Annotated in this window: 26 protein-coding genes; 21 read left to right on the forward strand and 5 right to left on the reverse strand. The window is 70.4% G+C overall.

Features of this window, described 5'->3' with window-relative positions:
* Positions 1 to 121 precede the first annotated feature (121 nt).
* Genes paaD through AAHM41_RS25930 form a run of 3 tightly spaced genes read left to right on the forward strand, consistent with a single transcriptional unit; the run spans position 122 to position 1,943 of the window.
* Complete coding sequence (paaD, locus tag AAHM41_RS25920; protein WP_342239491.1) at positions 122 to 631, forward strand: 1,2-phenylacetyl-CoA epoxidase subunit PaaD; 510 nt, start codon at positions 122 to 124, stop codon at positions 629 to 631.
* Positions 631 to 1,713, forward strand: coding sequence for a 1,2-phenylacetyl-CoA epoxidase subunit PaaE (gene paaE / locus AAHM41_RS25925; protein ID WP_342239492.1), 1,083 nt, complete (start codon positions 631 to 633; stop codon positions 1,711 to 1,713). Before paaD ends, paaE begins: the two co-directional genes overlap by 1 nt.
* A 14-nt stretch (positions 1,714 to 1,727) precedes the next feature.
* A complete protein-coding gene (locus tag AAHM41_RS25930; protein ID WP_342239493.1) occupies positions 1,728 to 1,943 on the forward strand; it encodes a hypothetical protein in 216 nt (71 codons plus the stop codon).
* 3 nt (positions 1,944 to 1,946) lie between these two features.
* Here the strand turns inward: AAHM41_RS25930 and paaK are convergent, their stop codons facing one another.
* Genes paaK through paaG form a run of 3 tightly spaced genes read right to left on the reverse strand, consistent with a single transcriptional unit; the run spans position 1,947 to position 4,492 of the window.
* Positions 1,947 to 3,254: a phenylacetate--CoA ligase PaaK gene (paaK, locus tag AAHM41_RS25935; protein WP_342239494.1), complete on the reverse strand. Its 1,308-nt coding sequence runs from the start codon at positions 3,252 to 3,254 to the stop codon at positions 1,947 to 1,949.
* Complete coding sequence (gene paaI / locus AAHM41_RS25940) at positions 3,255 to 3,707, reverse strand: hydroxyphenylacetyl-CoA thioesterase PaaI (RefSeq protein ID WP_342239495.1); 453 nt, start codon at positions 3,705 to 3,707, stop codon at positions 3,255 to 3,257.
* On the reverse strand, positions 3,704 to 4,492 hold the full coding sequence (gene paaG, locus AAHM41_RS25945; protein WP_342239496.1) for a 2-(1,2-epoxy-1,2-dihydrophenyl)acetyl-CoA isomerase PaaG: 789 nt from the start codon (positions 4,490 to 4,492) through the stop codon (positions 3,704 to 3,706). The genes paaI and paaG overlap by 4 nt, the downstream gene beginning before the upstream one ends.
* Before the next feature lie 125 nt (positions 4,493 to 4,617).
* On the opposite strand from paaG, the gene paaZ reads away from it, so the two are divergent.
* The 9 genes from paaZ to AAHM41_RS25985 all read left to right on the forward strand — a co-directional run bounded on the left by paaZ (position 4,618) and on the right by AAHM41_RS25985 (position 11,517).
* Positions 4,618 to 6,660, forward strand: a complete 2,043-nt coding sequence (gene paaZ / locus AAHM41_RS25950) for a phenylacetic acid degradation bifunctional protein PaaZ (RefSeq protein WP_342239497.1) — start codon at positions 4,618 to 4,620, stop codon at positions 6,658 to 6,660.
* A gap of 69 nt (positions 6,661 to 6,729) precedes the next feature.
* Entirely contained in the window at positions 6,730 to 7,083 is a 354-nt protein-coding gene (locus tag AAHM41_RS25955) for a type II toxin-antitoxin system RelE/ParE family toxin (protein WP_342239498.1), read from the forward strand.
* Positions 7,064 to 7,399 carry a helix-turn-helix domain-containing protein gene (locus tag AAHM41_RS25960; protein ID WP_342239499.1) on the forward strand — a complete coding sequence of 112 codons (336 nt, stop codon included), beginning with the start codon at positions 7,064 to 7,066 and terminating at the stop codon, positions 7,397 to 7,399. Before AAHM41_RS25955 ends, AAHM41_RS25960 begins: the two co-directional genes overlap by 20 nt.
* Positions 7,400 to 7,556: 157 nt before the next feature.
* Positions 7,557 to 7,637, forward strand: coding sequence for a pyrroloquinoline quinone precursor peptide PqqA (gene pqqA, locus AAHM41_RS40715; protein WP_034852526.1), 81 nt, complete (start codon positions 7,557 to 7,559; stop codon positions 7,635 to 7,637).
* Positions 7,638 to 7,696: 59 nt separating this feature from the next.
* The gene (gene pqqB / locus AAHM41_RS25965; protein WP_342239500.1) at positions 7,697 to 8,614 is read left to right on the forward strand and encodes a pyrroloquinoline quinone biosynthesis protein PqqB; all 918 of its coding nucleotides are present in this window, start codon (positions 7,697 to 7,699) and stop codon (positions 8,612 to 8,614) included.
* Positions 8,615 to 8,620: 6 nt separating this feature from the next.
* Positions 8,621 to 9,358, forward strand: coding sequence for a pyrroloquinoline-quinone synthase PqqC (pqqC, locus tag AAHM41_RS25970; protein ID WP_342239501.1), 738 nt, complete (start codon positions 8,621 to 8,623; stop codon positions 9,356 to 9,358).
* The gene (gene pqqD / locus AAHM41_RS25975) at positions 9,355 to 9,639 is read left to right on the forward strand and encodes a pyrroloquinoline quinone biosynthesis peptide chaperone PqqD (RefSeq protein ID WP_342239502.1); all 285 of its coding nucleotides are present in this window, start codon (positions 9,355 to 9,357) and stop codon (positions 9,637 to 9,639) included. Before pqqC ends, pqqD begins: the two co-directional genes overlap by 4 nt.
* Positions 9,636 to 10,760, forward strand: coding sequence for a pyrroloquinoline quinone biosynthesis protein PqqE (gene pqqE, locus AAHM41_RS25980; protein ID WP_342239503.1), 1,125 nt, complete (start codon positions 9,636 to 9,638; stop codon positions 10,758 to 10,760). The genes pqqD and pqqE overlap by 4 nt, the downstream gene beginning before the upstream one ends.
* Positions 10,761 to 10,896: 136 nt before the next feature.
* Positions 10,897 to 11,517: a glutathione S-transferase family protein gene (locus AAHM41_RS25985; protein WP_342239504.1), complete on the forward strand. Its 621-nt coding sequence runs from the start codon at positions 10,897 to 10,899 to the stop codon at positions 11,515 to 11,517.
* A 211-nt stretch (positions 11,518 to 11,728) separates the two neighbouring features.
* On the opposite strand, the gene AAHM41_RS25990 is transcribed toward AAHM41_RS25985, so the two are convergent.
* Entirely contained in the window at positions 11,729 to 12,349 is a 621-nt protein-coding gene (locus tag AAHM41_RS25990; RefSeq protein WP_342239505.1) for a hypothetical protein, read from the reverse strand.
* A 201-nt stretch (positions 12,350 to 12,550) separates the two neighbouring features.
* Here AAHM41_RS25990 and AAHM41_RS25995 point away from each other — a divergent pair, with 201 nt between their 5' ends.
* The 9 genes from AAHM41_RS25995 (at position 12,551) to AAHM41_RS26035 (ending at position 23,135) form a co-directional block, all read left to right on the forward strand.
* Positions 12,551 to 13,636, forward strand: coding sequence for a LacI family DNA-binding transcriptional regulator (locus AAHM41_RS25995; RefSeq protein WP_342239506.1), 1,086 nt, complete (start codon positions 12,551 to 12,553; stop codon positions 13,634 to 13,636).
* A gap of 49 nt (positions 13,637 to 13,685) precedes the next feature.
* A complete protein-coding gene (locus AAHM41_RS26000) occupies positions 13,686 to 14,960 on the forward strand; it encodes an ABC transporter substrate-binding protein (RefSeq protein WP_342239507.1) in 1,275 nt (424 codons plus the stop codon).
* A 256-nt stretch (positions 14,961 to 15,216) separates the two neighbouring features.
* Positions 15,217 to 16,065, forward strand: a complete 849-nt coding sequence (locus AAHM41_RS26005; protein ID WP_342239508.1) for a carbohydrate ABC transporter permease — start codon at positions 15,217 to 15,219, stop codon at positions 16,063 to 16,065.
* Complete coding sequence (locus AAHM41_RS26010; protein ID WP_342239509.1) at positions 16,062 to 16,910, forward strand: carbohydrate ABC transporter permease; 849 nt, start codon at positions 16,062 to 16,064, stop codon at positions 16,908 to 16,910. The genes AAHM41_RS26005 and AAHM41_RS26010 overlap by 4 nt, the downstream gene beginning before the upstream one ends.
* A 14-nt stretch (positions 16,911 to 16,924) precedes the next feature.
* Positions 16,925 to 17,965, forward strand: coding sequence for an ABC transporter ATP-binding protein (locus AAHM41_RS26015; RefSeq protein WP_342239510.1), 1,041 nt, complete (start codon positions 16,925 to 16,927; stop codon positions 17,963 to 17,965).
* A 31-nt stretch (positions 17,966 to 17,996) separates the two neighbouring features.
* Complete coding sequence (locus AAHM41_RS26020; protein WP_342239511.1) at positions 17,997 to 19,280, forward strand: amylo-alpha-1,6-glucosidase; 1,284 nt, start codon at positions 17,997 to 17,999, stop codon at positions 19,278 to 19,280.
* A 2-nt stretch (positions 19,281 to 19,282) separates the two neighbouring features.
* A complete protein-coding gene (locus AAHM41_RS26025) occupies positions 19,283 to 20,326 on the forward strand; it encodes a zinc-binding dehydrogenase (protein ID WP_342239512.1) in 1,044 nt (347 codons plus the stop codon).
* On the forward strand, positions 20,323 to 21,309 hold the full coding sequence (locus AAHM41_RS26030; RefSeq protein ID WP_342239513.1) for a Gfo/Idh/MocA family protein: 987 nt from the start codon (positions 20,323 to 20,325) through the stop codon (positions 21,307 to 21,309). The genes AAHM41_RS26025 and AAHM41_RS26030 overlap by 4 nt, the downstream gene beginning before the upstream one ends.
* Positions 21,309 to 23,135, forward strand: a complete 1,827-nt coding sequence (locus AAHM41_RS26035; RefSeq protein WP_342239514.1) for a glycoside hydrolase family 36 protein — start codon at positions 21,309 to 21,311, stop codon at positions 23,133 to 23,135. Before AAHM41_RS26030 ends, AAHM41_RS26035 begins: the two co-directional genes overlap by 1 nt.
* On the opposite strand, the gene AAHM41_RS26040 is transcribed toward AAHM41_RS26035, so the two are convergent.
* Positions 23,102 to 24,472, reverse strand: a complete 1,371-nt coding sequence (locus AAHM41_RS26040) for a four-carbon acid sugar kinase family protein (protein WP_342239515.1) — start codon at positions 24,470 to 24,472, stop codon at positions 23,102 to 23,104. The two genes, AAHM41_RS26035 and AAHM41_RS26040, sit on opposite strands and share 34 nt — an antisense overlap.
* Positions 24,473 to 24,699: the final 227 nt, after the last annotated feature.

Here is a 24,699-nt window from a genome sequence, read left to right on the forward strand (position 1 = left end):
CCCCCCCCCCCCCCCCGCCCCCCGCCCCTCCCTCTCCCCGAGGAGAGGGAAATAAAGCCAGCACTCCACACACCTCTCCTTGGGGAGAGGTCGAAATAGCGCAGCGATTTAGGGTGAGGGGGTGGCTCCGGCCTCTCCTGGGTCCGAGACGGAAGACCTCCGCCGGCGCGCCTGGGAGGCCGCGGCCGCGGTGGTCGACCCGGAGCTGCCGGTGCTGACCATCGCCGATCTCGGCATCCTGCGCGACGTGACTGTGCGCGACGGGCAAGTCGAGGTGGCGATCACCCCGACCTATTCCGGCTGCCCGGCGATGAACGTCATCGCGCTGGAGATCGGGCTGGCGCTGGAACGGGCAGGCATCGGCGGCGCCCAGGTGCGCACCGTGCTGTCGCCGGCCTGGACCACCGCCTGGCTGAGCCCGGAAGGCCGGCGCAAGCTGGCCACCTATGGCGTCGCCCCGCCGCAGGACGGCGCCGGACGGCGCGCCCTGTTCGGGGCCGAGACCGTGCCCTGCCCGCATTGCGGCTCGGCCCGCACCGAGCGCCTGTCGGAGTTCGGCTCGACCTCGTGCAAGGCGCTGTGGCGCTGCACCGACTGCCGCGAGCCCTTCGACTATTTCAAGTGCCACTGATGTCCGCCGCCACGCCGCGCTTCCACCGCCTGACCATCCGTGACCTCAGGCGCGAAACGGCCGATGCGGTCTCGATCGCCTTCGACGTGCCGGCCGAGCTCGCCGACGACTACCGCTACAATCCCGGTCAGTACTTGACCCTGCGCGCCACCATCGACGGCGAGGATCTGCGCCGGTCCTACTCGATCTGCTCCGGCCCCGATGACGGCCAGCTGCGGATCGCGGTGAAGCGGGTCGAGGGCGGCGTCTTCTCCGACTGGGTCAACCGGACGCTGAAGCCGGGCGACGCGATCGAGGTGATGACCCCGACCGGCCGCTTCGGTGCGCCGTGCATCTCCGAGCAGCCGCGGATTCATGTCGGCTTCGCCGCCGGCTCGGGCATCACCCCGGTGCTGTCGCTGCTGCGCGGCGTGCTGGCACGCGAGCCCGAGAGCCGCTTCTTCCTGTTCTACGGCAACCGCTCCACCGGTGAGATCCTGTTCCGCGAGGCGCTGGAGGAGCTGAAGGACCGCTTCCTCGGCCGGCTCTCGGTGTTCCATGTGCTGTCGCAGGAGGAGCAGGATCTACCGATCCTCTCCGGCCGGCTGGACGGCGACAAGGTGCGCCGCCTGCTGCGGCTGGTGGTGCCGGCCGAGGCGGTCGACGAGGTCTATCTCTGCGGCCCGGAGGCGATGAGCCGGGAGATCGCCGAGACGCTGGCGGAGCTGGGCGTCGCCCCGGAGAAGGTGCATGTCGAGCTGTTCGTCTCCGCCCTCGGCGGCCGGCCGCGGCCGAAGCCGGTGGCGCCCCTGCCCGACGCGCCGAGTCGCACCGCCGTCCTGACCGTCGACGGCAAGCGCCGCGAGGTGCCGGTGGCCGACGGCGAGAGCATCCTGGACGCGGCCCTGCGCGCCGGCATGGACCTGCCCTATGCCTGCAAGGGCGGCATGTGCTCGACCTGCCGGGCCAAGCTGGTCGAGGGCGAGGCGGCGATGGACCTGAACTACTCGCTGGAGCCCTGGGAGCTCGAGGCCGGCTTCATCCTGACCTGCCAGTCCCATCCGAAGACCGACCGGGTGGTGGTCGATTACGACCAAGTGTGAGAGGCTGTCCCAGGATGGCCATCCGCCCATATCGGGCTTATATTGAGGGCATGAGCAAACCCGCAAAGATCGATCCGCCCGAGGATCCCGAGATCGCTGCCAAGCGCAAGGCGATCGAGGAGGGGATTGCTTCTGCCGATGCCGGCAAGGTTGTTCCATATGAGGATGTGCGGCGCTGGCTGCTGTCCTGGGGCACCAAGAACGAGTTGCCGCCGCCTGAATGCCCGTAGTCCTCACTTCGGACCCTTCGGCCGCTTGTCGATCACCCGCTTGGCCTTGCCGGCGGAGCGTTCGATCGTACCGGGCGGCTGGATCACGACCCGGGCCGAGACCCCGACCGTGTCCTTGATCCGCGCCGTCAGCCGCTCGGCCGCCGCGGTCAGGCCGGCGCCGTCCCAATGCTCCGGCCGGGCCTCGGCCAGCACGGTCATCTCGTCGAGCCGCGCGGGGCGGGTCAGCTCGATGACGAAATGGCCGCCGCACCAGTCGCAGGCCAGAAGCGCCTCCTCGATCTGGGTCGGGAAGACGTTGACGCCGCGCAGGATGATCATGTCGTCGGAGCGGCCAGTGACCTTCTCCATCCGCCGCATCCCGGGCCGGGCCGAGCCGGGCAGGAGGCGCGTCAGGTCGCGGGTGCGGTAGCGGATGACCGGGAACGCCTCCTTGGTCAGGGAGGTGAAGACCAGCTCGCCCTTCTCGCCGTCCGGCAGCACTTCGCCGGTCTCCGGGTCGATCACCTCCGGCAGGAAATGGTCCTCCCAGACATGCAGCCCATCCTTGGTCTCGACGCATTCCTGGGCGACGCCGGGGCCGATCACCTCCGACAGGCCGTAGATGTCGGTGGCGTCAAGGGCGAAGGCCTGCTCGATCTCCTGCCGCATCGCATTGGTCCAGGGCTCGGCCCCGAAGATGCCGAAGCGCAGCGAGCTGTCGCGCGGATCGAGGCCCCGGGCCTGGAAGCCGTCGAGGATCGCCAGCATGTAGCTGGGCGTCACCATGATGACGTCCGGCCTGAAATCGGTGATCAGCTGGACCTGGCGCTCGGTCATGCCGCCCGACATCGGCACCACGGTGCAGCCCAGCCGCTCCGCCCCGTAATGGGCACCCAGGCCCCCGGTGAACAGGCCGTAGCCATAGGCGACATGCACCATCATGCCGGGCCGGCCGCCGGCGGCGCGGATCGACCGCGCCATGACCGAGGCCCACATGTCGAGATCGGCCTGGGTGTAGCCGACCACGATCGGCTTGCCGGTGGTGCCGGAGGAGCCGTGGATGCGGGCGATGCGCTCGCGCGGCACCGCGAACAGGCCGAAGGGGTAGTTGTCGCGCAGATCCTGCTTGGTGGTGAAGGGGAACTTCGCCAGGTCCGGCAGGTCGCGGAAATCCGAGGGATGCACCCCGGCGGCGTCGAAGGCCCGGCGATAATGCGGGACGTGGTCGTAGGCGTGGCGCAGCGACCAGGCCAGCCGCTCGCGCTGCAGCGCCATGATCTCGTCGCGCGAGGCCCGCTCGGCCGCGTCCAGCCCTTCGATCGGCACCATCTAGTCCTCCGCCGCCCGGTCGATGAACGAGCCGCCGACCGTGCGGGAATGTCCGCGGAACTCGGCGATCACCGTCTCGCCGACCGCGACGCTGACGTCGTAGAGGCCCGAGCGGCCGGAGCGCGACACCTCCCGCGCCGTCGCCACCAGCCGGTCGCCCGCGGCGGCAGGGCGCAGGAAGGTGATGCTGCAATGCGCCGCCACCGTGCGCTCGCCGGCGGAGTTGCAGGCGAAGGCGAAGGCCGAATCCGCCAGGGTGAAGATGAAGCCGCCATGGGCGGTGCCGTGGCCGTTGGTCATGTCCGGCCGGATGGTCATGGCCAGCCGCGCCCGGCCGGGCCCGACCTCCAGGATCTCCATCCCGAGCGCCCGGCTGGCGCCGTCATCGCGCCACATCGTCTCGGCCGCCGCCTTGGCGACAGCCTCGGCCTCCGCTCCCGTCGTCGCCTTCATCGCGCCTGCCCCGTGAATTTGGCCGGCCGCTTCTCGATGAAGGCACGGACGCCCTCGGTATAGTCCGGCATGCGCCCAGCCTGGCGCTGCAGGTCGCGCTCGAGGTCGAGCTGGGCGTCCAGGCTGTTGCCGGCCGAGGCGTCGAGCGCCTGCTTGATCAGCGCCAGCCCCTGGGTCGGCTGGGTGGCGAGATGCGCGGCCAGGGCCTCGGCCTCCTGGCGCAGCGATGTGTCGTCCACCGCCTTCCAGATCAGGCCCCATTCCTCCGCCTTCTCCGCCGGCAGCGGTTCGGCCAGCAGCGCCAGGCCGCGGGCGCGGGCGGCGCCGACCAGACGCGGCAGGACGTAGGTGCCGCCGGAGTCCGGGACGAGGCCGATCTTGGCGAAGGACTGGATGAACTTGGCGGAACGCGCGGCCAGCACGATGTCGCAGGCCAGGGCGATGTTGGCCCCGGCCCCGGCAGCGACGCCGTTGACGGCGCAGACCACCGGCTTCGGCAGCGCCCGCAGGCGGCGGATCAGCGGGTTGTAGAGGCCGTCCAGCGTGGCGCCGAGATCGGGCGCCTCGCCGCTGGTGGCGCGGTCGTTGAGGTCCTGCCCCGCGCAGAAGCCGCGCCCCGCCCCGGTCAGCAGCACCGCCCGGCAGCCGGCATCGGCCTCGACCCCGGCCAGCGCCTCGGCCAGGGCGCGGTGCATCTCCTCATTGAAGGAATTCAGCCGGTCCGGGCGGTTGAGCGTCAGGACGCTCCAGCCGTCGCGGCGATCGACCAGGACCGTTGGTTCCACGGGGCATCCTCCTCCAGCTGGGCCGGTTGCGCCGGGCCTCTTGAATTGAACGATCGGTCGGTTAATTCTTAGACCCGAGACCCGGCCTGTCAATCGCCAACCGACCGGGTGATCGGGAGGACGTCATGACCGCCATCCTGCAGAGCTACGCCGAGGACCGCTGGACCGCCCCGACCGAGGGGCTGGCCGACATCGCCAGCGCCATCGACGGCCGGGTGGTGGCCCGGCTGTCGAGCCGCGGCCTGGACTTCGCGGCGATGGTCCGCCATGCCCGCGAGGTCGGCGGCCCGGCGCTGCGGCGGATGACCTTCCACCAGCGCGCCGACCTGCTGAAGGCCCTGGCCCTGTACCTGTCCGAGCGCAAGGAGCCGCTCTACGCCCTCGCCGCCGACACCGGGGCGACCCGGCGCGACAACCTGATCGACATCGACGGCGGCCTGGGTACGATCTTCGCCTATGCCTCGCGCGGGCGCCGCGAGCTGCCGAGCGAACGCTTCCTGCTGGAGGACGGGGTCGAGCGCCTGTCCAAGGGCGGCAGCTTCGTCGGCGTGCATGTGCTGACGCCGCTGACCGGCGTGGCGGTCCACATCAACGCCTTCAACTTCCCGTGCTGGGGCCTGCTGGAGAAGCTGGCACCGGCGATCCTGGCCGGGGTGCCGGTGATCACCAAGCCGGCCTCGGCCACCGCCTATGTCGCCGAGGCGCTGGTCAAGCTGATCACCGAATCCGGCATCCTGCCCGCGGGTGCCCTGCAATTCGTGGCCGGCGGCACCGGCGACCTGCTGGACCACCTGACCGGCCAGGACCTGGTGGCCTTCACCGGGTCGATCGAGACCTCGGAAAGGCTGCGCAACCACCCGGCGATCTCGCGCAACGCGGTGCGCTTCGTGGCCGAGCGGGATTCGCTGAATGCGGCGGTGCTGGGACCGGACGCGACGCCGGGCTCGCCGGAGTTCGACCTGTTCGTCAAGGAGGTGGTGCGCGAAATGACGGCGAAGGCCGGGCAGAAATGCACCGCCATCCGCCGCGTCCTGGTGCCGCGCGCATTGGAGGCCGATGTCATCGCCGCCCTGTCGCAGAAACTGTCCGGCCTGGCCATCGGCGACCCGCGGCAGGAGGCCACGCGGATGGGCCCGCTGGTCAGCCTCGCCCAGCGCGACGACGTCCGCGCCCGCATCGCCGAGTTGGCGACGGAGGCGGAGGTGGTGGTCGGCGACCCGGCCCCAGGCAAAGAGATCGACGGCGCCCCCGGCGGTGCCTTCCTGGCCCCGGTGCTGCTGCGCTGCGCCGACCCGGCGAAGGCCCGCAAGGTGCATGTGGTCGAGGCCTTCGGGCCGGTGGCGACCGTGATCGCCTATGACAACCTGGACCAGGCGGTGGAGCTGGTGCGCCGCGGCGAGGGCAGCCTGGTGGCGTCGGTCTTCACCCATGACGATGCGGTCGCCGACGCGCTGGTGTTCGGCCTGGCGCCGTTCCATGGCCGTATCCTGGTGGTCGACCGCGACTGCGCCGGGGAGTCGACCGGCCATGGCTCGCCTTTGCCCGGGCTGGTGCATGGCGGCCCCGGCCGCGCCGGCGGCGGCGAGGAGCTGGGCGGCATCCGCGGCGTGCACCACTATCTGCAGCGCACCGCCCTGCAGGGATCGCCCGCCCGCCTGTCGGCCCTGACCCGCACCTGGCTGCAGGGCGCCCCGGCGCCGGTGCCGACCACCCACCCGTTCCGCCGCAACTACGAGGAGCTGACGATCGGCGAGACGGTGGAGACCGCCGCCCGCACCATCACGCTGGCGGATATCGAGCATTTCGCCGATTTCACCGGCGACGCCTTCTACGCCCATATGGACGAAGAGGCGGCGAAGGCGAACCCGTTCTTCCCCGGCCGGGTGGCGCATGGCTACCTGATCCTGTCCTTCGCCGCCGGCCTGTTCGTCGACCCGGCGCCCGGGCCGCTCCTGGCCAATTACGGCCTCGACAATCTGCGCTTCCTGAAGCCGGTGTCGCCCGGGGACTCGATCCGGGTCCGGCTGACGGTCAAGCGCAAGACCGCCGCCCGCATGCCGGAATACGGCGAGGTGCGCTGGGACGTCGAGGTGTTCAACCAGGCCGACGAGACCGTGGCGCGCTATGATCTGCTGACAATGAGCGCTAGGCCGGTCGCCGGGGTGTAGGGGCAGCCCGATTGTCAATTATACCCGTTCGGGTATAACGTGAGCGTGAGCTCAGAAGAACGCCCACTGATGTGGATCGGCAGTAGCCGAAAGGATCTGATGCAGCTTCCGATAAAGGTTCGGAAGGTCTTCGGTTACGCGTTGCATTTCGCACAGCAGGGAGGCCGGCATCCGGCCGCAAAAGTGCTCAAGGGTTTCGGCGGTGCCGGCGTCCTCGAAGTTGTCGAGGATGCCGTCGGCGACACGTATCGTGCCGTCTACACCGTGAAGTTCGTGGAGGCGGTGTTCGTCCTGCATTGCTTTCAGAAGAAGAGCAAAAGCGGGATCGCGACTCCGAAGGACGAGATGGAGATCATCCGCGCCAGGCTCAGGGTGGCGGAGGTTCTTGCGAAGGAGATGAAGCATGGCGCTTCGCATCGTTGATGGAACCGAGGTTGAGGCCAGCTCCGGCAATGTGTTCGCCGATCTGGGCTTTGCTGGCGCCGACAAGTTGAAGATCAAGTCGGGCCTGATGATCGAGATCACGAAGGCGGTGCGCCGTCTCGGGCTCACGCAGGAGGAGGCCGGCCAACGGATGAGGCTTCCACAGCCGAAGGTATCCGCGCTTCTGCGCGGTGACTTCTCCAACCTGTCGGAACGCAAGCTGATGGAATGCCTGAATCGCCTCGGCTATGACATCGAGATCACCGTGAGGCCTGCTGCCGCTGCAGTAGGACATTTGACACTGGCGGTCGCATGACGTCGGCGCCCGCTGCGACAAGAAACGCCTGGAATGGCTCCAAAGTAGTATTCCCCTGACGCGCGGAAGGCGCATCATGCTCACGATGCTCGCGGCCCGGAACCAAGCTCCGGGTCGAGGCGTCATCCCAAGAGAGCTTACCCTTTGGAGGAGCCTCATGAAGCGCTGGAAGACACCGAAGATCCGCGAGATCTCCGTGGGCTGCGAGATCAACGCCTACGCCTGCGCGACCGTATAAGTCGACCAACCTCCGCCTAGTGGCGGTCCGGCGAGGCTGCGGAAAGCGGGGCTGAGACCATGCGCATCGTCGTCCTCGGTTCCGCCGCCGGCGGAGGTTTTCCCCAATGGAACTGCAACGCGCCCACCAGCCGGGGGGTGCGGACAAGGACATTGCGTGCCAAGCCGCGCACCCAGGCCTCCCTCGCCGTCAGTGCGGACGGCGAGCGCTGGCTGTTGCTGAACGCCTCGCCCGACTTCCGGCAGCAGGTGCAGGCCACGCCGGCGCTGTGGCCGCAGGATGGGCTGCGGCACTCCCCGATCGCGGCGGTGATCCTGACCAGCGGCGAGATCGACCATGTCGCCGGGCTGCTGTCGATGCGCGAGTCCCAGCCCTTCGCCCTGTGGGCGGCGCCGCCGGTGCTGGCCGCGCTGGCCGCCAACCCGATCTTCGACGCGCTGAGCCCCCGTTCCGTCGAGCGCCATGCGGTGGCGCAGACCGGCCCCTTCCCCATCGCCGGTCCCGGCGGGGGCCTGGGCCTGACCGTCACCGCCTTCCCCGTGCCCGGCAAGGTCCCGCTGTACCTGGAGGGCCAGGCGGGCGGCGACCTGTCCGGCGCGCCGGACGAGACGCTGGGGCTGGAGATCGCCGGCAACGGGGTGCGGTTCCACTACATCCCCGGCTGCGCCGCGATGACGCCGGCGCTGCGGGCCCGGCTGCAGGGGTCGCCGCTGGTGTTCTTCGACGGCACGCTGTGGCGCGACGACGAGCTGATCACCACCGGCGTCGGCACCAAGACCGGCCGGCGCATGGGCCATATGAGCATCGACGGGCCGGACGGCACCATCGCCGCCTTCGCCGATCTCGACGTCCGGCGCCGGATCCTGATCCATGTCAACACCACCAACCCGGTCCTCGACGAGGACTCGCCCGAACGCGCCGCCCTGGCCGAATCCGGCTGGGAGGTGGCGGAGGACGGCATGGAGATCGCGCTGTGAGGACCGATGGCTGACCTGATGACCCCCGACCAGCTCGAAGCGGCGCTGCGCGCGATCGGGCGCGAGCGGTATCATGACCGCCACCCCTTCCATGCTTTGCTGCATGGCGGCAAGCTGGACCGCGGCCAGGTGCAGGCCTGGGCGCTGAACCGCTACTACTACCAGAGCCGGATTCCGCTGAAGGATTCGGCCCTGATGTCGCGCGCCGAGGACCCGGCGCTGCGCCGCGCCTGGCGGCAGCGGGTGGTCGACCATGACGGCGAGCAGGAGGGCGAAGGCGGCATCGCCCGCTGGCTGCACCTGACCGACGCGCTGGGCCTGGACCGCGCCCAGGTGATCGACGGCCGCGGCATCCTGCCGGCCACCCGCTTCGCAGTCGACGCCTATGTCCGCTTCGTGCGCGACCGCACGCTGCTCGAGGCCGTCGCCTCGTCGCTGACCGAGCTGTTCGCGCCGGGCATCATCGGCAACCGCGTCGCCGGCATGCTGGCCAATTACGACTTCGTGTCGCGCGAGGCCCTGGCCTATTTCGACAAGCGCCTGTCGCAGGCGCCGCGCGACGCCGATTTCGCCCTCGACTACGTCAAGCGCGAGGCCCGGCGGCCGGATCAGCAGCAGGACGTGATGAACGCCCTGATCTTCAAATGCGACGTGCTGTGGGCCCAGCTGGACGCGCTGCACCACGCCTATGTCGCGCCCGGCAACATCCCGCCCGGGGCCTTCGTGCCCGAGGGGCGGCGGTGAGTGCGGCGACCGAAGACGATTTCCCTCGTCCGCGGCTGGCGCCGGGATCGCGGCTGCGCTGGGACGAGGCGCGACAGAGCTGGGTGCTGCTGGCGCCGGAGCGGGTGATCCTCTTGGACGAGATCGCCTACGAGATCGTCCGTCGCTTCGATGGCACCCACACCTTCGGCGATGTCGTTACCGACCTGGTCGAACAATTCGAGGCCGATCCGGACGAGGTCGAAGCCGATGTCGCCCGGCTGCTGAACGAGCTTCTGACCAAGCGGGTCATGTTGACATGAACCACATCGCCCCCCGCCTCGAACCACCGCTCGCCGCCCTGCTGGAGCTGACCCATCGCTGCCCGCTGCAATGCCCCTACTGTTCCAACCCGCTGGAGATGGACCGGGCCCGCGACGAGCTGTCGACCGAGGAGTGGCTGCGGGTGATCCGCGAGGCGGCGGCGCTCGGCATCCTGCAGGTGCATTTCTCCGGCGGCGAGCCGACCGTCCGCCGCGACTTGGAGGCGCTGGTGCGCGGCGCGCGCGAGGCCGGGCTGTACAGCAACCTGATCACCTCCGGCGTCGCCATCGACCGTGACCGCTTCCACGGCCTGGTCGAGGCCGGGCTGGACCATGCCCAGCTGAGCATCCAGGACACCGATGCGGAATCGGCCGAACGCATCGGCCACTATCCCGGGGCGCAGCCGAAGAAGCTGGCCTTCGCCGGCTGGGTGCGGGAGGAAGGCCTGCCGCTGACCCTGAACGCCGTGGTGCACCGGCAGAATCTCGACCGGCTGGGGGAGATGATCGACCTCGCCGTCGACCTCGGCGCCGCCCGGATCGAGGTCGCCCATGTCCAGTATTACGGCTGGGCCCTGCACAACCGCGACGCGCTGATGCCGAGCCGCGAGCAGCTCGACGCCGCCAGCGCCGTGGTCGAGGCGGCACGGGAGCGGCTGCGCGGGGCGCTGGTGATCGACTATGTCGTGCCGGACTACTACGCCCGCCGGCCGAAGGCCTGCATGGGCGGCTGGGGCCGGCGCTTCCTGAACATCACGCCGAGCGGCCGCGTGCTGCCCTGCCATGCCGCCGAGACCATCCCCGGCCTCGGCTTCGAATCGGTGCGCGACAAGCCGCTGGCCCGGATCTGGGCAGCGTCGGACGCGTTCCAGCGCTTCCGCGGCACCGCCTGGATGCCGGAGCCGTGCCGCAGCTGCGACCAGCGCGAGGTCGACTGGGGCGGCTGCCGCTGCCAGGCCCTGGCGCTGACCGGCCAGGCCGACGCCACCGACCCGGCCTGCGTGCTGTCGCCCTTCCACGACGCCATGCTGGGCCTGGCCGAGACCGCCGCGCACAGCGAGGCGCCGCCGGATTTCGTGTACCGCCGCATGCGCGGCCCGGTGGAGCCGGCGGCCCAATAGCGAGTCCCCCCTCCCCCTACGGGAGGGGGACAAGGATGGAATGCGCGTTCTCGATCCCGCGCTGTCGATTCCGCCCTCTCCGGCGCGACTATGGTTGCGAGGTGATCGACCCGCGACCCGCTCAGGAGGCAGCGCCGTGAAGCTCTATTATTCCCCGAACCTCAACCCGCGCGTCGCCGTGGCGGTGGCGAAATATCTCGGCTCGCCGGTCGAGTTCGTCCGCGCCAGACCGATGGACCCGCGCTACCGCGAGCAGTTCCGGCCGCTGAACCCGAACACCCGGGTGCCGATCCTGACCGAGGAGGGCCGCGCACCGCTGTGGGAGACGGATGCCATCGCCTATCGCCTGTCGACCTTGGCCGGCGGCGAGTTCTGGCCGACCGACGACCGCATGGTCGAGATGCTGCGCTGGGTCAGCTGGGGCACCCACCACTTCACCCGGGCGGCCGACGTGTTCTATTTCGAGAACCTGATCCGGCCGCGATTCATGTCCCGGCCGGCCAACCAGACGGCCCTGGACAACGCGGCCGAGGATTTGGCCGTCTGCGGCCCGATCCTCGACGACATCCTGGCCCAACGCACCTGGCTGGTCGGCGATCGCCCGACCTATGCCGATTTCCGGGTGGCGACCGGCCTGCCCTTCGCCGAGGCCGGCGCGATCCCGGTGACGCAATACGCCAACATCATGCGCTGGCACGACCGGCTGAACCGGATCGACGCCTGGCGCGATCCATTTGCGGGGCTGGCGGTGGAGTGAGGGTGCGTCAGCGCCTTCAGTGCCCTGCCCATTCGCGCGCGCGGACGCGCGCAGCCCTTCCCCCTGCCCCCTCCCGCAGGGGGAGGGGGAGCGTGGAAGGCTGCGGCATACAGCTTCATAGGCTGGGTTTGCGGTAACGAACCCAACAGGATCGGGGCGCGCAAAGTCGGCGGGATGTTGAATTTGCCGAAAGCGAACCCAACCAATGCCGTCACCCGGTGTCCGGCGGCCTGGGTTTGCGGCCCGGGGTTGCACGAGGCGCGGGCGGATCGAATGGTGGAGGCTCCTCGTCCTCCGCGTCCTCCCGCGCCATCTGCGCCTCGAACTCCATCGCCTCCTGCAGCCAGCGCTGTGCGTCGTCCGGCAGGTCGTACATCCGGCACAGCCGCGCAATCGCCACCTCCGCCGGCAGGCGGTCGATCATCTCCTCGATCTCGGGCTGCTCCAGCCGCTCGACCAGCTCCCCGTCGCGGTCATCGGCCTCGTCCTCGCTCCAGCCCTCGGCCTTGCTCCGGGCGTCCAACGCCGACTGCATCGCCGCCGTCACGCGCTGCCGGTGGCCCTTGCGGTCCGCCGCCGTCGACCAGGTCGGACGTTGTCGGGACAGCTTGTCCTCCAACAGCATCGTCAGCCGCACCGCGCGGGCGGCGGTGGCGAAGCGGGCGGTGTAGTCGACCCCGGGCTCGGGCGCCTCGACCGCATCGCTGCGGGTCTTCTCGGCGATCTCCATGCCGATCTCGGCCAGACGGGCGAGCAGGCGCAGATGCCGCTCGGTCCGCTCCCCGGTGGAAGCGGGCCTCTCCACGCCCGAATCGGTCTGCGCCTTGTCCATAGAACATATCATGAACAAGATCGTAAATTAATACAAGAGAACAATGTGTTAACTGATTCTGCCCTCGGACCGGCGCGGCCGGGCGATAGGTCGGACCGACACAACAAAAGAGCCTGGCTTGACCCCGTTTCGAATCCGCGACACACTTCCAAAACGTTTTGGGTAACGCCTGCACGCGATCCAAAACGTTTTGAGGCGCAAATGGCGGGACAGGGAGGCCTGCGGGTGACGGCGAAGCGGCAGATCCGCTTGAAGGAGCTGGCGTCGAAGCTCGGCCTGTCGCCGACCACGGTGTCGCGCGCCCTCGCCGGCTATTCCGACGTCAGCGCCGAGACCCGCCGCCGGGTCGAAGAGGCCGCCCGCACCCATGGCTATGTCGCCAGCCGTATCGGCCGGATGCTGGTCTCCGGCCGCACCAACATCGTCGGCGTGCTGCTGCCGATCAGCGCCCCCAGCTTCATGGACGACTTTCTGGGCCAGTTCCTGTCCGGCGTCGCCGACGGGCTGGCCGGGCGCGGCCGCGACCTGTTCCTGGCCGCCGTGCCGCGCGGCCAGGACGACCTGACCGTGCTGCGCCACGTCGTCGATGGCGGCCATATCGACGCCGTGGTGATCAACCGCGTCACCCACGACGACCCGCGCGTGCGCTACCTGATCGAACGGCGCTTCCCCTTCGTCGCCCATGGCCGGCTGCTGGACCCGCCGCCGGCCTATCCCTGGTTCGACACCGACGGCGAGGCCGCCTTCGCCGGGCTGGTCGACCGGCTGCATGCGCTGGGCCACCGCGAATTCGCGCTGCTGGGGCCGAGCGAGCCCTACAGCTATGCCGCGTTCCGGCGCCGCGGCTTCGAGAGCGCCCTGGCCGGGCATGGCATCCGCCTGGCGCCGGACCGGCTGCCGGCGGTGCCGGTCGCCGACCGGGCTGCCGCCATCGCCGCGGCGCAGCGCCTGTTCGCCCTGAGGCCGCGCCCGACCGCCATCATCGGCATGACCGACCGGCTGGCGCTGGCGGTGATGGAGGCGGCGCAGGAGGCGGGCTTGAGCATTCCCGGCGACCTGTCGGTCATCGGCTTCGACGACGTGCCGATCGCCGCCTATGCAAGGCCGCCGCTGTCGACCTTCGACCAGGACATCGAGCGCAGCGCCGCGGTCATCGCCGACATGGTGGTGGACGTGATCGAGAAGGGATTCGACGGCGTGCAGCCGCGCCTCGCCGAGGTGAGATTCGTCGACCGGGCCAGCCACGGCCCGGCCCCGAAGCCACGGAAACGCGCCGGATCGGCGTGAACGGGCCGGTGCCGTTCAGGCCGGCCGCAGACAAAGAGGGAGGACAGGAATGACCATCCGGACCACAGCCGCCGCCCTGGCCGCCGGCCTGCTCGGCCTCGGCCTGGCCGGCGCCGCCGGCGCCCAGGAGATCCTCTTCTGGTCGACCCAGGCCACGCCGGTCGAGGAATCGCAGGCGATGCGCGAGACCGTGCTGGCCGGCTTCGGCAAGCCGGTGACCTATTCGGCGCAGGAGCCGGGGCCGTTCATGACCCGGATCCAGGCCGAGCTGAAGGCCGGGTCGGGCGCCGTCACCGTGATCGGCGGGCTGCATGGCGAGTTCGCCAGCATCCCGGACGGGCTGGTCGACCTGGCTGGCATCGTGCCCGACGGCGCCATCACCAAGCCCTATCTCGACCTCGGCAAGCTCGGGACGGCGGAGCAGAAATACCTGCCCTGGATGCAGGCGACCTATGTCATGGCCGCCAACAAGCAGGCGCTGCAATACCTGCCGCAGGGCGCCGACATCAACGCCCTGACCTATGACCAGCTGGCCGCCTGGGGCAAGGCGATGGCCGCGGCCGCCGGGTCGCCCAAGATCGGCTTCCCGGCCGGGCCGAAGGGGCTGATGCACCGCTTCTTCCAGGGCTATCTGTACCCGTCCTACACCGGCTCGCCCGTGATGAAGTTCAAATCGCCCGAGGCCGAAGCGATGTGGACGTCGTTCCGCGACTTCTGGACCACCTCTGTCACCCCGGCCTCGACCGGCTACGCCTTCATGCAGGAGCCGCTCTTGACCGGCGATGTCTGGGTGGCCTGGGACCATGTCGCCCGGCTGAAGGACGCGCTGAACCAGAAGCCGGACGAGTTCGTGGTGTTCCCGGTGCCGGCCGGGCCGGCCGGCCGCGCCCATATGCCGGTGCTGACCGGCATCGGCATCCCGAAGACCAGCAATTCGCCCGAGGATGCCAAGGCGCTGGTCGCGCATATGGAGAAGCCCGAGAACCAGGTCGCGATGATGAAGGCGACCGGCTTCTTCCCGGTGGTCGAGGTCAAGCTGCCGGACGACGTGCCGACCAGCATCAAGATGCTGCAGCCGGTGGTGGCGGCACAGAGCGCGGCCAAGGATTCGCTGCCGGTGCTGCTGCCAATGGGGCTGGGCGATGCCGGCGGGCGCTACAACAAGGTGTTCAGCGACACCTTCCAGCGCATCGTGCTGTCCGGCCAGGACGTGCGCGAGGTGCTGGACGAGCAGGCGCAGAGCCTGCAGGCCATCTTCGACGAGAAGGGCGCGCCGTGCTGGGCCCCGGATCCGGTGGGGACGGGCCCGTGCAAGGTGCAGTAGTGGTCGAGGCCATGATTTTCACCCTCCCCCTCCCCTTGCGGGAGGGGGTTGGGGGGAGGGGTCTGGTGCCGCTGGCACCGATGCCGGACTGCCTAGACGATCAGGCATCGGTTCTCTTCGATCGACACCCCCTCCCCCTACCCCCTCCCGCGGGGGGAGGGGGAGAGTGGAAGGCTGAGGCTGCTCCAGTTGATGGACTGACCGGAACGTCCGGTCTTCCCCAACGTCCCGCCGCTCCTGACCGACGGAGCCCGCCATGAGCGACGCCCGGTTTCTGCCTTACATCCTGCTGGCCCCGGCCACCGTGTTCCTGCTCGGCTTCTTCCTGGTGCCGTTCGGGCAGGTGGCGGTCGAGGCCTTCAGCCAGTACGGCCACCTGTCCTTCGGCAATTTCCAGTCGATCGCGCGCGACTGGAAGTTCTGGCCGGCCGTGCGCAACACCTTCGTGCTCACGCTGATCCTGGTGCCGCTGCAGATCGCCCTGGCGCTGGCCATGGCCAGCCTGGTGATGGCGCTGAAGCGCGGCCGCGACGTCGCGCTGTACATCTTCACCATCCCGCTCGGCATCTCCGACCTCGCCGCCGGGCTGATCTGGCTGGCCATCCTCGAGCAGAACGGCTTCCTGAACAGCGTGCTCTACTATGTCGGCCTCATCCCGGGCCCGAAGCTGCTGCTGAGCTACCAGAGCATCGTCGCCCTGTTCGCCGCCATCATCATCGCCGAGCTGTGGCGTGCCACCGCCATCGTGCTGGTGATCCTGGTGGCCGGCATGTCGCTGATCCCGAAGGAATACTACGAGGCGGCCGAGGTGTTCGGCGCCAGCCCGTGGAAGCGCTTCGTCCGGATCACCCTGCCGCTGCTGCGGCCCAGCCTGCAGACCGCGCTGATCCTGCGCACCATCCTGGCCTTCGAGGTGTTCGCCATCGTCCTGGTGCTGGCCGGCAACAACCTGCCGATCCTGATGGGCGAGACCTTCAACTGGCAGTTCGCGCTGCAGGACCGCGCCGGGGCCTCGGCCTACGCCATGGTGATCCTCGGCATCTCGATCGCCTTCACCCTCATCTTCCTGTGGGCACTGGGCGAGAAGAAGGAGGCTGCGCGATGACCGCGACCACGCCGGACATCGTCTCCCTCCCGGCCAGCCGGGAGGCCGCGCCGGGCCGCTGGGGGATCCGGATCTCGACCATCCTGCTGTGCCTGTGGGTGCTGGTGCCGCTGTACCTGCTGGCCGTGAACGCCTTCAACTCGCGCGAGGCGGTGACCGGCTGGCCCAAGGCCTTCGTCCCGACCTTCGATATCGACAGCCTGTCCTTCTTCTGGAACTACGCCGGCGTCGCCCGGGCGCTGCTGAACTCGATCCTGGTCGCCGGGCTGACCATGATCCTGTCGATCGGCATCGGCGCCCCGGCGGGATACGCGCTGGCGCGGTTCCGCTTCCACGGCAAGGGCAGCTTCCGCCTGCTGGTGCTGATGACCCGGGCCTTCCCGCTGCCGCTCTTGGCCCTGCCGCTGGCGATCTTCTACATCCGCACCGGGCTGGACGACACGATCTGGGGCCTGGCGCTGGTGCACACCGTGCTGGCCCTGCCCTTCGCCATCCTGATCACCTTCTCGCTGTTCACCAGCATCCCGGTGGAGCTGGAGGAGGCGGCCTGGACGCTGGGCTGTACCAGGGTCCAGGCCTTCCTGAAGATCGTCGTGCCACTGGCCCTGCCGGGCATCGCGGCGTCGGGCGTCTTCGCCTTCGTCACCTCCTGGAACGAGGTGTTCGCGGCCTCGGTGCTGACCGTGCAGAACCAGACCCTGACCGCCTTCCTGCTGACCAGCCTGGACGTCTCGCCCCTGCCGCTGAAATTCGCCGGGGCGCTGGTGCTGGTGGTGCCGGCATTGGTCTTCCTCTTCCTCATCCGGAAATATCTCTTCTCCCTCTGGGGCATCGCCAACCGCTGACCGGAGTTCCCGACATGGCAGACATCGAGATCAAGGGCGTCGAGAAGCGGTTCGGCAGCTACACCGCGCTGCACACGATCGACCTCACCATCCGCGACCAGGAGTTCCTGGTGCTGCTCGGCGCCTCCGGCTGCGGCAAGACCACGCTGCTGCGCATCATCGCCGGGCTGGAGACGGCGACCAGCGGCGAGGTGCGGATCGGCGGCCGTCGGGTCGACCACCTGGCGCCGCGCGACCGCGGCATCGCCATGGTGTTCCAGAACTATGCCGTGTTCCCGCACATGACGGTGTTCGAGAACATCGCCTTCGGCCTGCGCATGAAGAAGGTGCCGGAGGCCGATGTCGACCGGAAGGTCAGGCGCGCCGCCGGCATGATGCATATCGACCAGCTGCTGCAGCGCTATTCCGGCCAGCTGTCGGGCGGCCAGCGCCAGCGCGTCGCCGTCGCCCGGGCGCTGGCGGTCGAGCCCGCGGTGCTGCTGATGGACGAACCGCTGTCCAACCTGGACGCCCTGCTGCGGCTGGAGATGCGGGCCGAGCTGAAGGGCGTGCTGCAGGAGAGCAAGACGACGACCATCTACGTCACCCACGACCAGGTCGAGGCGATGAGCCTGGCCGACCGGATCGCGGTGATGAACCAGGGCCGCATCGTCCAGGCGGCGCGGGCGACCGAGGTCTATGCCGATCCGGCGACCCGCTTCGTCGGCAGCTTCATCGGCAACCCGCCGATGAACTTCCTGCCGGCCGAGCCGAACGGGGCCGGCCTCAAGGTGGCCGGGCTGACGCTGGAGCCGCCGAAGGCCGCGTCCGGCCGGATCGAGTTCGGCATCCGCCCCGAGGATGTCGAGATCCGCGGCGACGGCCTGCCCGGCGCCATCCGGGTGGTCGAGCCGCTGGGCCCGCACAAGCTGCTGACCGTCGACGTCGCCGGCCACCTGTTCCGCGCCGTGGTCGACAACGAGCACGCGGTCGAGCCCGGCCAGGCGATCAGCCTGCGGCCGAAGCCCGGCCGCGGCCGCTGGTTCGACGCCGAGACCGGCCTCGCCTTGCAATGATCCCCATCCCAAGCCTCACCGGAGCCCTGCCGTGACCTTCGACGACAGCACCGCATTCGAACGGGCGGCGACCGTTCTGTCCGAGAACGACCGCGGCACCTACACCGTCCCGACCAAGGGGCTGTACCCGTTCCAGTGGAACTGGGATTCCTGCCTGACCGCGTTGGGCCAGCGGCACATCGACGAGGCCCGGGCCTGGACCGAGATCGAGACGCTGGCCGCGCATCAATGGCCGGACGGGATGATCCCGCACATCGTCTTCCACGTTTACGACGACGGCTATTTCCCGGGCCCGGATGTGTGGCGGACCGGGCGGCCGACGGCGACCTCCGGCATCACCCAGCCGCCGGTGCTGGGCTTCGTGCTGCGGCGGTTGTACGAGGAGGCGAAGGACAAGGTGCTGGCCGAGGCCAAGGCGCGGGCGCTGATCGGCGCCGCGGATGCCTGGCACCGCTGGTTCTACGCCGCCCGCGACCCCGAAGGCACCGGCCTGGTCGCCCTGCTGCACCCCTGGGAATCGGGCCGCGACAATTCCTGCGACTGGGATGCCGCCCTGGCGCGGGTGCCGACCGACGGGATCGAGCCCTATCAGCGCCGCGACACCAGCCATGTCGACGCCGCCCAGCGCCCGCACAAGGCGGAGTACGACCGCTATCTGTGGCTGGTGCAGCGCTTCCGCGGGCTGGGCTGGGACAACATGAAGCTGCACGACGCCTCGCCCTTCCGGGTCGTCGATCCCGGCTTCAACGCCATCCTGATCCGCTCCGACGAGGATATTGCCGCACTCGGCGAGGCGCTGGGGATGGCGGGGCTTGCGACGGCCGCGCGGGCCCGGGCGGCGAAGGCGCGTGCCGCCTTCGAGCGGCTGTGGAGCGAGGAGCACGGCCAGTATCTCTGCCTCGACCGCACGACCGGCGCGCTGGTGGAAAGCCGCAGCGTCGGCGGGCTGCTGCCGCTGTTCGCCGGGCTCGGCACGCCCGAGCGGCAGCGCGCGCTGGCCGCCCGCATCGCTGAATGGCGCGGCGCGACCCGATTCGGCATCGCCAGCCACGACCCGGCCGATCCGCGCTTCGAGCCCAAGCGCTACTGGCGCGGGCCGGTGTGGCTGATCGTCAACTATCTGGTCGCCGACGGCTTGATCCGCTGCGGCCTGGCCGAGGCGGCCGACGCGGTGCACCAGGACAGCCTCAAGCTGATCGAGGGCGGCTTCGCCGAGTACTACGACCCGATCACCGGCGAGGGGCTGGGCGGCGGCAATTTCACCTGGACCGCCGCCATGGTCGCGGAGCTGGTGCGGAAACGGGCAGCCGCCTGACCATGCCGACCGCCCTGCTGCTGCGCGGCCCGCGCGCGCTGGATTTCGAGAGCTTCGAGCACCCGCCGCTCGGCCCGGAGGAGGTGCGGATCCGGACGCTGTATTCCGGCGTCAGCGCCGGCACCGAGCTGTCGCAATACCGCGGCTCCAACCCCTTCATGGCCAAGCGCTGGGACGAGGCGAGCCGGCTGTTCCGCGCCGCCGACGCGCCGAGCTGGGACTATCCGGTCCGCAACCTGGGCTATGAGGAGGCCGGCGAGATCGTCGAGGTCGGCAGCGGCGTCGCCGACCTGCGGCCCGGCCAGCGCGTCTACGGCACCTGGGGCCACCGCACCCACCATGTCGCCGCGCGGGAGGCGGTGCGGGTTCTGCCGGAGGGCGCCGATCCGCGGATCGGCATCTTCTCGCATATCGGAGCGGTGGCGCTGAACGGCGTGCACGATGCCGAGATCCGGATCGGCGATGTCGTCGTGGTCTTCGGCCTCGGCGTGCCCGGCCAGATCGTGGCGCAGGCGGCGCGGGCCTCCGGCGCCGAGGTGATTGCGGTCGACCCGGTGGCGTCACGGCGCAAGACGGCGCTGCGGCTGGGCGCGGCGGAGGCGCTGGACCCCGCGGCCGGATCGGTGGCCGAGATCGTCAAGGCAAGGACCGGCGGGCGCGGCGCCGATGCGGCGATCGAGGTCTCGGGCGTTCCGGCCGCGCTGGCCGAGGCGATCCGGGCGGTGGCCTATTCGGCCCGGGTCGTCGCGCTCGGCTTCTTCCAGGGCGAGGCCCGCGGCCTGCATCTCGGCGAGGAGTTCCACCACAACCGGGTGCAGCTGGTGTGCTCGCAGATCTCCGGCGTCGCCCCCGGCGCGAGCTATCGCTGGTCGAAGCCGCGGCTGTGGCAGACGGCGGTGCGGCTGCAGCATGAGGGGGTGCTGGACCTGCTGCCGCTGATCACGGCAGAGGTGCCGTTCCGGCAGGCGCCGGCGCTGTTCGAGCGGCTGGACCGCGGCGACCCGGACGCGCTGCAGACCGTCCTGACCTTCGGAGACGACGCATGAGACCGCTGCGCGTGGGCATCCTGGGCGCCGGCGGCATTGCCGCCCGCCACGCCGCGGCGATCGCCGCCCATCCGGAGGCGGCGACATTGGTCGCCTGCTGCGGCCGCGACCCAGACAAGGCCGCTGCCTTCGCCGGCGCGCATGGCGGCCGGGCCTACACCGATCGCGAGCGCATGTTCGACCAGGCGGCGCTGGACGTCCTGATCGTCGCGCTGCCGCCCTTCGCCCATTCCGACGAGGTGGAGAGCGCCGCGCGGCGCGGCATCCACCTGCTGCTGGAGAAGCCGATCGCGCTGGACGGCGACCATGCCGACCGCATGGTGGCGGCGGCGGAGGCCGCGGGCATCCGGACCCAGGTCGGCTTCATGGGCCGCTTCGGCGCCGCGGTCGAGCGCTGGACGACGCTGGCCGCCGCCGGCGAGACCGGCCGGCCGGGGCTCTATTCCGCCCGCTTCCACTGCAACGCGCTGCACGCGCCCTGGTGGCGGGAGAAGGCGAAATCTGGCGGGCAGATGGTGGAGCAGCTGATCCACATGATCGATCTGGCGCGGTATTTCCTCGGCGACCCGGCGACGGTCTATGCCCGCACCGCCACCTTCTTCCATCGCGGCGTCGAGCGCTATGACAGCGACGATCTCAGCGCCATGCTGCTGGGCTATGACGACGGCCGCGTCGCCCTGCTGAACGCCACCAACGGCGCCGTGCCCGGCCGCTGGGAGAAGGAGATCCATCTGGTGGCGGAGCGGCTGACCGGCCATTTCACCGACTGGAACACCGCGACGCTGACCCGCACCGAGGACGAGCCGGCGGCGGAGCGCATCGCCGGCGACCGCGACGTCTTCGCCGCCCAGCTGCTGGACCTGGTCGACGCCATCCGCAGCGGCCGCCCGGCCCGCACCCCGATCCGCGACGGCGCCCGGTCGCTGCACCTGGCCCTCGCGGCGCTGCGCTCAGCCGAGGAGCGGAGAGAGGTGCCGTTCTGATGCGGTTCGACGCCGACGCCCTTGCCTTCCTGGGCTCCACTCTTCACCTCTCGGAGATCGTGCCGCTGATCGACGGCGAGGCGGTCGGCGGATCGCCGGTCGTCCGGCAGGAGGCTGCGGGCTGGGTTGTCGAATGGCCGGCCGGGGGCGGGCGGTTCCGGCTGGAGGTCGAGGGCCGCGACTTCGGCGGCACGCCGGGCCTCACCCTCCGCTTCGTCCTCGACGGCTTGGCGCCCGACCGGCGGCTGGCGGCCATCGGTATCGAAATCGGTCAGGCCGGACCGGCCCGGGCCTTCCTGCGCACCGGCTATCACAGCTGGGATGGCAGCTTCTTCGTCACGCCCGACCGGCTCGCCGGCGACGAGAAGGCCCGCACCGGTTATGCCATGGCCCAACTGCTGCCGCGCGAGGGCGACGGCGGGGTGGTGCTCGGGGCGCTGCGCCATGACCGATTCCAGCACCGGTTCGGCTATCGCCCGGCGGCGGACGGCTTCGCGGTCGTGCTCGAAACGCTGTGGGACCACGCCCCGCATGAGGGGCGCGCCGCCTCCGAATGGTTCGCGTTGTTCGAGCATGCGGAGGTGGAGGAAGGCCTGCGCGTCTGGGCTCGCTCTGTCGCCGAGACGTCGCCCCTACCGCCCCGGATCGCGGAAGAGCGCATCACCGGCTGGTGCTCCTGGTACAACCTCTATGCCGCGATCACTGAAGAGAACCTCCGCGACCACCTCGATGGCGCTCGGCAGGCGAAGGCCGAGGGGCTGCCCCTGCGCGTGTTCCAGATCGACGACGGCTTCACGCCGGAGATGGGCGACTGGCTGGAGGTGAAGCCGCAATTCCCGCGCGGCATGGCGCCGCTGCTGGCCGACATCGCCGCCGCCGGCTTCTTGCCCGGCCTGTGGATCGCGCCCTTCCTGGTCGGCAACCGCAGCCGGCTGTACCGCGACCATCCCGACTGGGTGGTGCGCCGGCGCGACCGCGACGAACCGCTGGTCTATTCCAAATTCTACGGCGAGTTCCGCTGGCACAAGCGCAGCGAGGAGTACTACGTCCTCGACGTCACGCACCCCGAGGCCGAGGCCCATATCCGCGGCGTCTTCCGCAGCTGGGCGCGGGACTGGGGCTGCCGCTACTTCAAGACCGACTTCATGAATGCGGGGTCGGAGTTCGGCCCCGACCGCGCCCGCTGGCACCGGGACGGCCTGACCCGGATCGAAATCTGGATGCGGATGGCCCGGCTGATCCGCGAGGAGATCGGCGACGCGCTGTGGCTCGGCTGCGGGTCGCCGATCTTCGCGCCCGTGGGGCTGGTCGACGCCATGCGCATCGGCCGCGACATCGGCGTGTCCTGGAGCGGCCATCAGTCGGCGGAGTCCTTGCTGCGCGACCAGACCACCCGCAGCTTCGCCAACGGCCTCCTGTGGCAGGCCGACCCCGACTGCATCCTGCTGCGCGACCGCTTCCACGAGTTGTCGGACCTCGAGGTCGAATCCCTGGCGCGGTTCGCCGGGCTGGCCGGCGGGGTGCTGATGACCAGCGACCATCTCGGCGAGATTTCGCCGGCGCGCAAGGCGCTGCTGCGCGAGCTGCTGGCCGACGGCAAGGCGCGGCCCTGCGACTTCCCGCGCCTCGGCGCTGCCGTCGGCCGGCCGGACCCGCTGGGCGACCTGATCGTCCAGCGGGTGCGCGGCGCCCCCGGCGGCGAGCTGGTCAGCCTGTTCAACGCCAGCGACCGCCCCTTCGAGGGCACGGTGCCGGGGGTCGGCGCCGTGTCGCTGCGCCCGCATGAGACGCTCTACCCGCCCCCGGCCTTGATCCGCAGGAAATAGTCGGGCGCGCCCATCTGGCCGCCCTTCAGCGCGATCTCCAGCCCGGCCAGGTCGTCGCCATGCGCCTGGAACAGCGCCGCGCCGGGGACGGTCGGCGCCAATGCCGTGAGGGCGTGGATGCCGAGGACGCTGGCGCCGTAGCCCGAGGTGTCGCCGCCGGCGATGATGCCGCGCTTCAGCCCGGCCTGGCGCAGCACCTGCTTCAGCGCGGTGCCGAGGCCGGTGCCGATGCGCTCGTTGACCACGGCCGGGTCGGCGCCGGAGGCGGCGAGCGCCTGGTTGAGCGCCGTCACGGCGGGGTCGTCGGGGCCGCGGGCGGTGAACAGCAGCGGGTCGCGCCCGGCGCCGATCGCTGCCAGCGCCGCCTCGACCGCCCGGCCGATCTCGGAGGTCCAGGACGCGGCGTCGACGGCGCGGCGGCCGTCGACCGGGACCGGATGGAAGCCGCGCTTCAGCGCATGCTCGATCTGGGCGGCGGTTTGCGGCGCGCAGGAGCCGGAGACGACCGCGACGCGTTCGACCGCCCCGGCGCTCGGCGCCGGCGGAGGCGGCGCGATCAGCCCGGCCTGCCGCCAATGGGCCAGCAGCGCATATTCCAGCCCCTGCGAGCCGATCGCGAACAGCCGGTCGCCGCGGTTGCGCCAGATGACCTCGCCCACCGCAGCGAGATCGGCCTCGTCCGTCACGTCGAAGGCGACGATCCCGGCGCCCGCCGCGATCTCCCGCCGCAGCGCCGCCTCGCCCCCGCCGCCGCCGTTGCCGCTGCGGAGGTCTTTCATATCGACGAGGCCGATCGCCCGGTCGGTCTGCGCCGCCAGATGACGCCGGATGTCGGCCTCGTGCATCGGCGTCACCGGGTGGCGGCTCATCGTCGGGTGCCGGTCGAGGCGGTGGACCGCGCCGTTGAAGGCGGCGAAGAGGGTGCCGAAGCACTGCCAGCGCCCGATCGCCGGCGCCGCCACCACGAAGGGATGCCAGGCGCCGCCGAGCCACGGCAAAGCGAGCTCGACGGCCTTGCCGATCGAGCCGACCTGGGGCGCGGAATCGAGGGTCGAGCAGATCTTGTACTGCGCGATCGGCGCGCCCAGCCCCGCCAGGGCGGCGAAGGCCGGCGGCAAATGCCGCTCCATCCAGGCCGGGTCCTTCGACCGCGCCACCCCGGCGATGCCGATGCCGCGATAGCCGGCGAAGGCGGCGAGGCGCTGCGGCGTCGGGATGTCCAGGAACAGCACGGAGGGCACGCCACCGAAAGTCAGCACCTCCATCACCGCGGCGGCGCCGGTGAAATCGTCGCCGTACCAGGAGACCAGCGGGCCGGCGGGGAGGGAGGCGGTCATGGGAGGGGTCCCTGCCCCGTCGGGTGCACGCATCGCCGAGGGCTTAAACGGCCCCCAATGGAACACAAACGAGTCCCCCCTCCCCTCGCGGGAGGGGGATAGGGGGAGGGGGCTCTCTCGGATGGGCTCAGATCAAGACGGGGGTATGCCGGCTGGGTTTCGAGGCGGATGGAAGGCGCATTCGCGCGCGGACGCGCGCAGACCCCTCCCCCTGCCCCCCCCCCCCC

The sequence above is a fragment of the Inquilinus sp. OTU3971 genome (assembly GCF_038440215.1).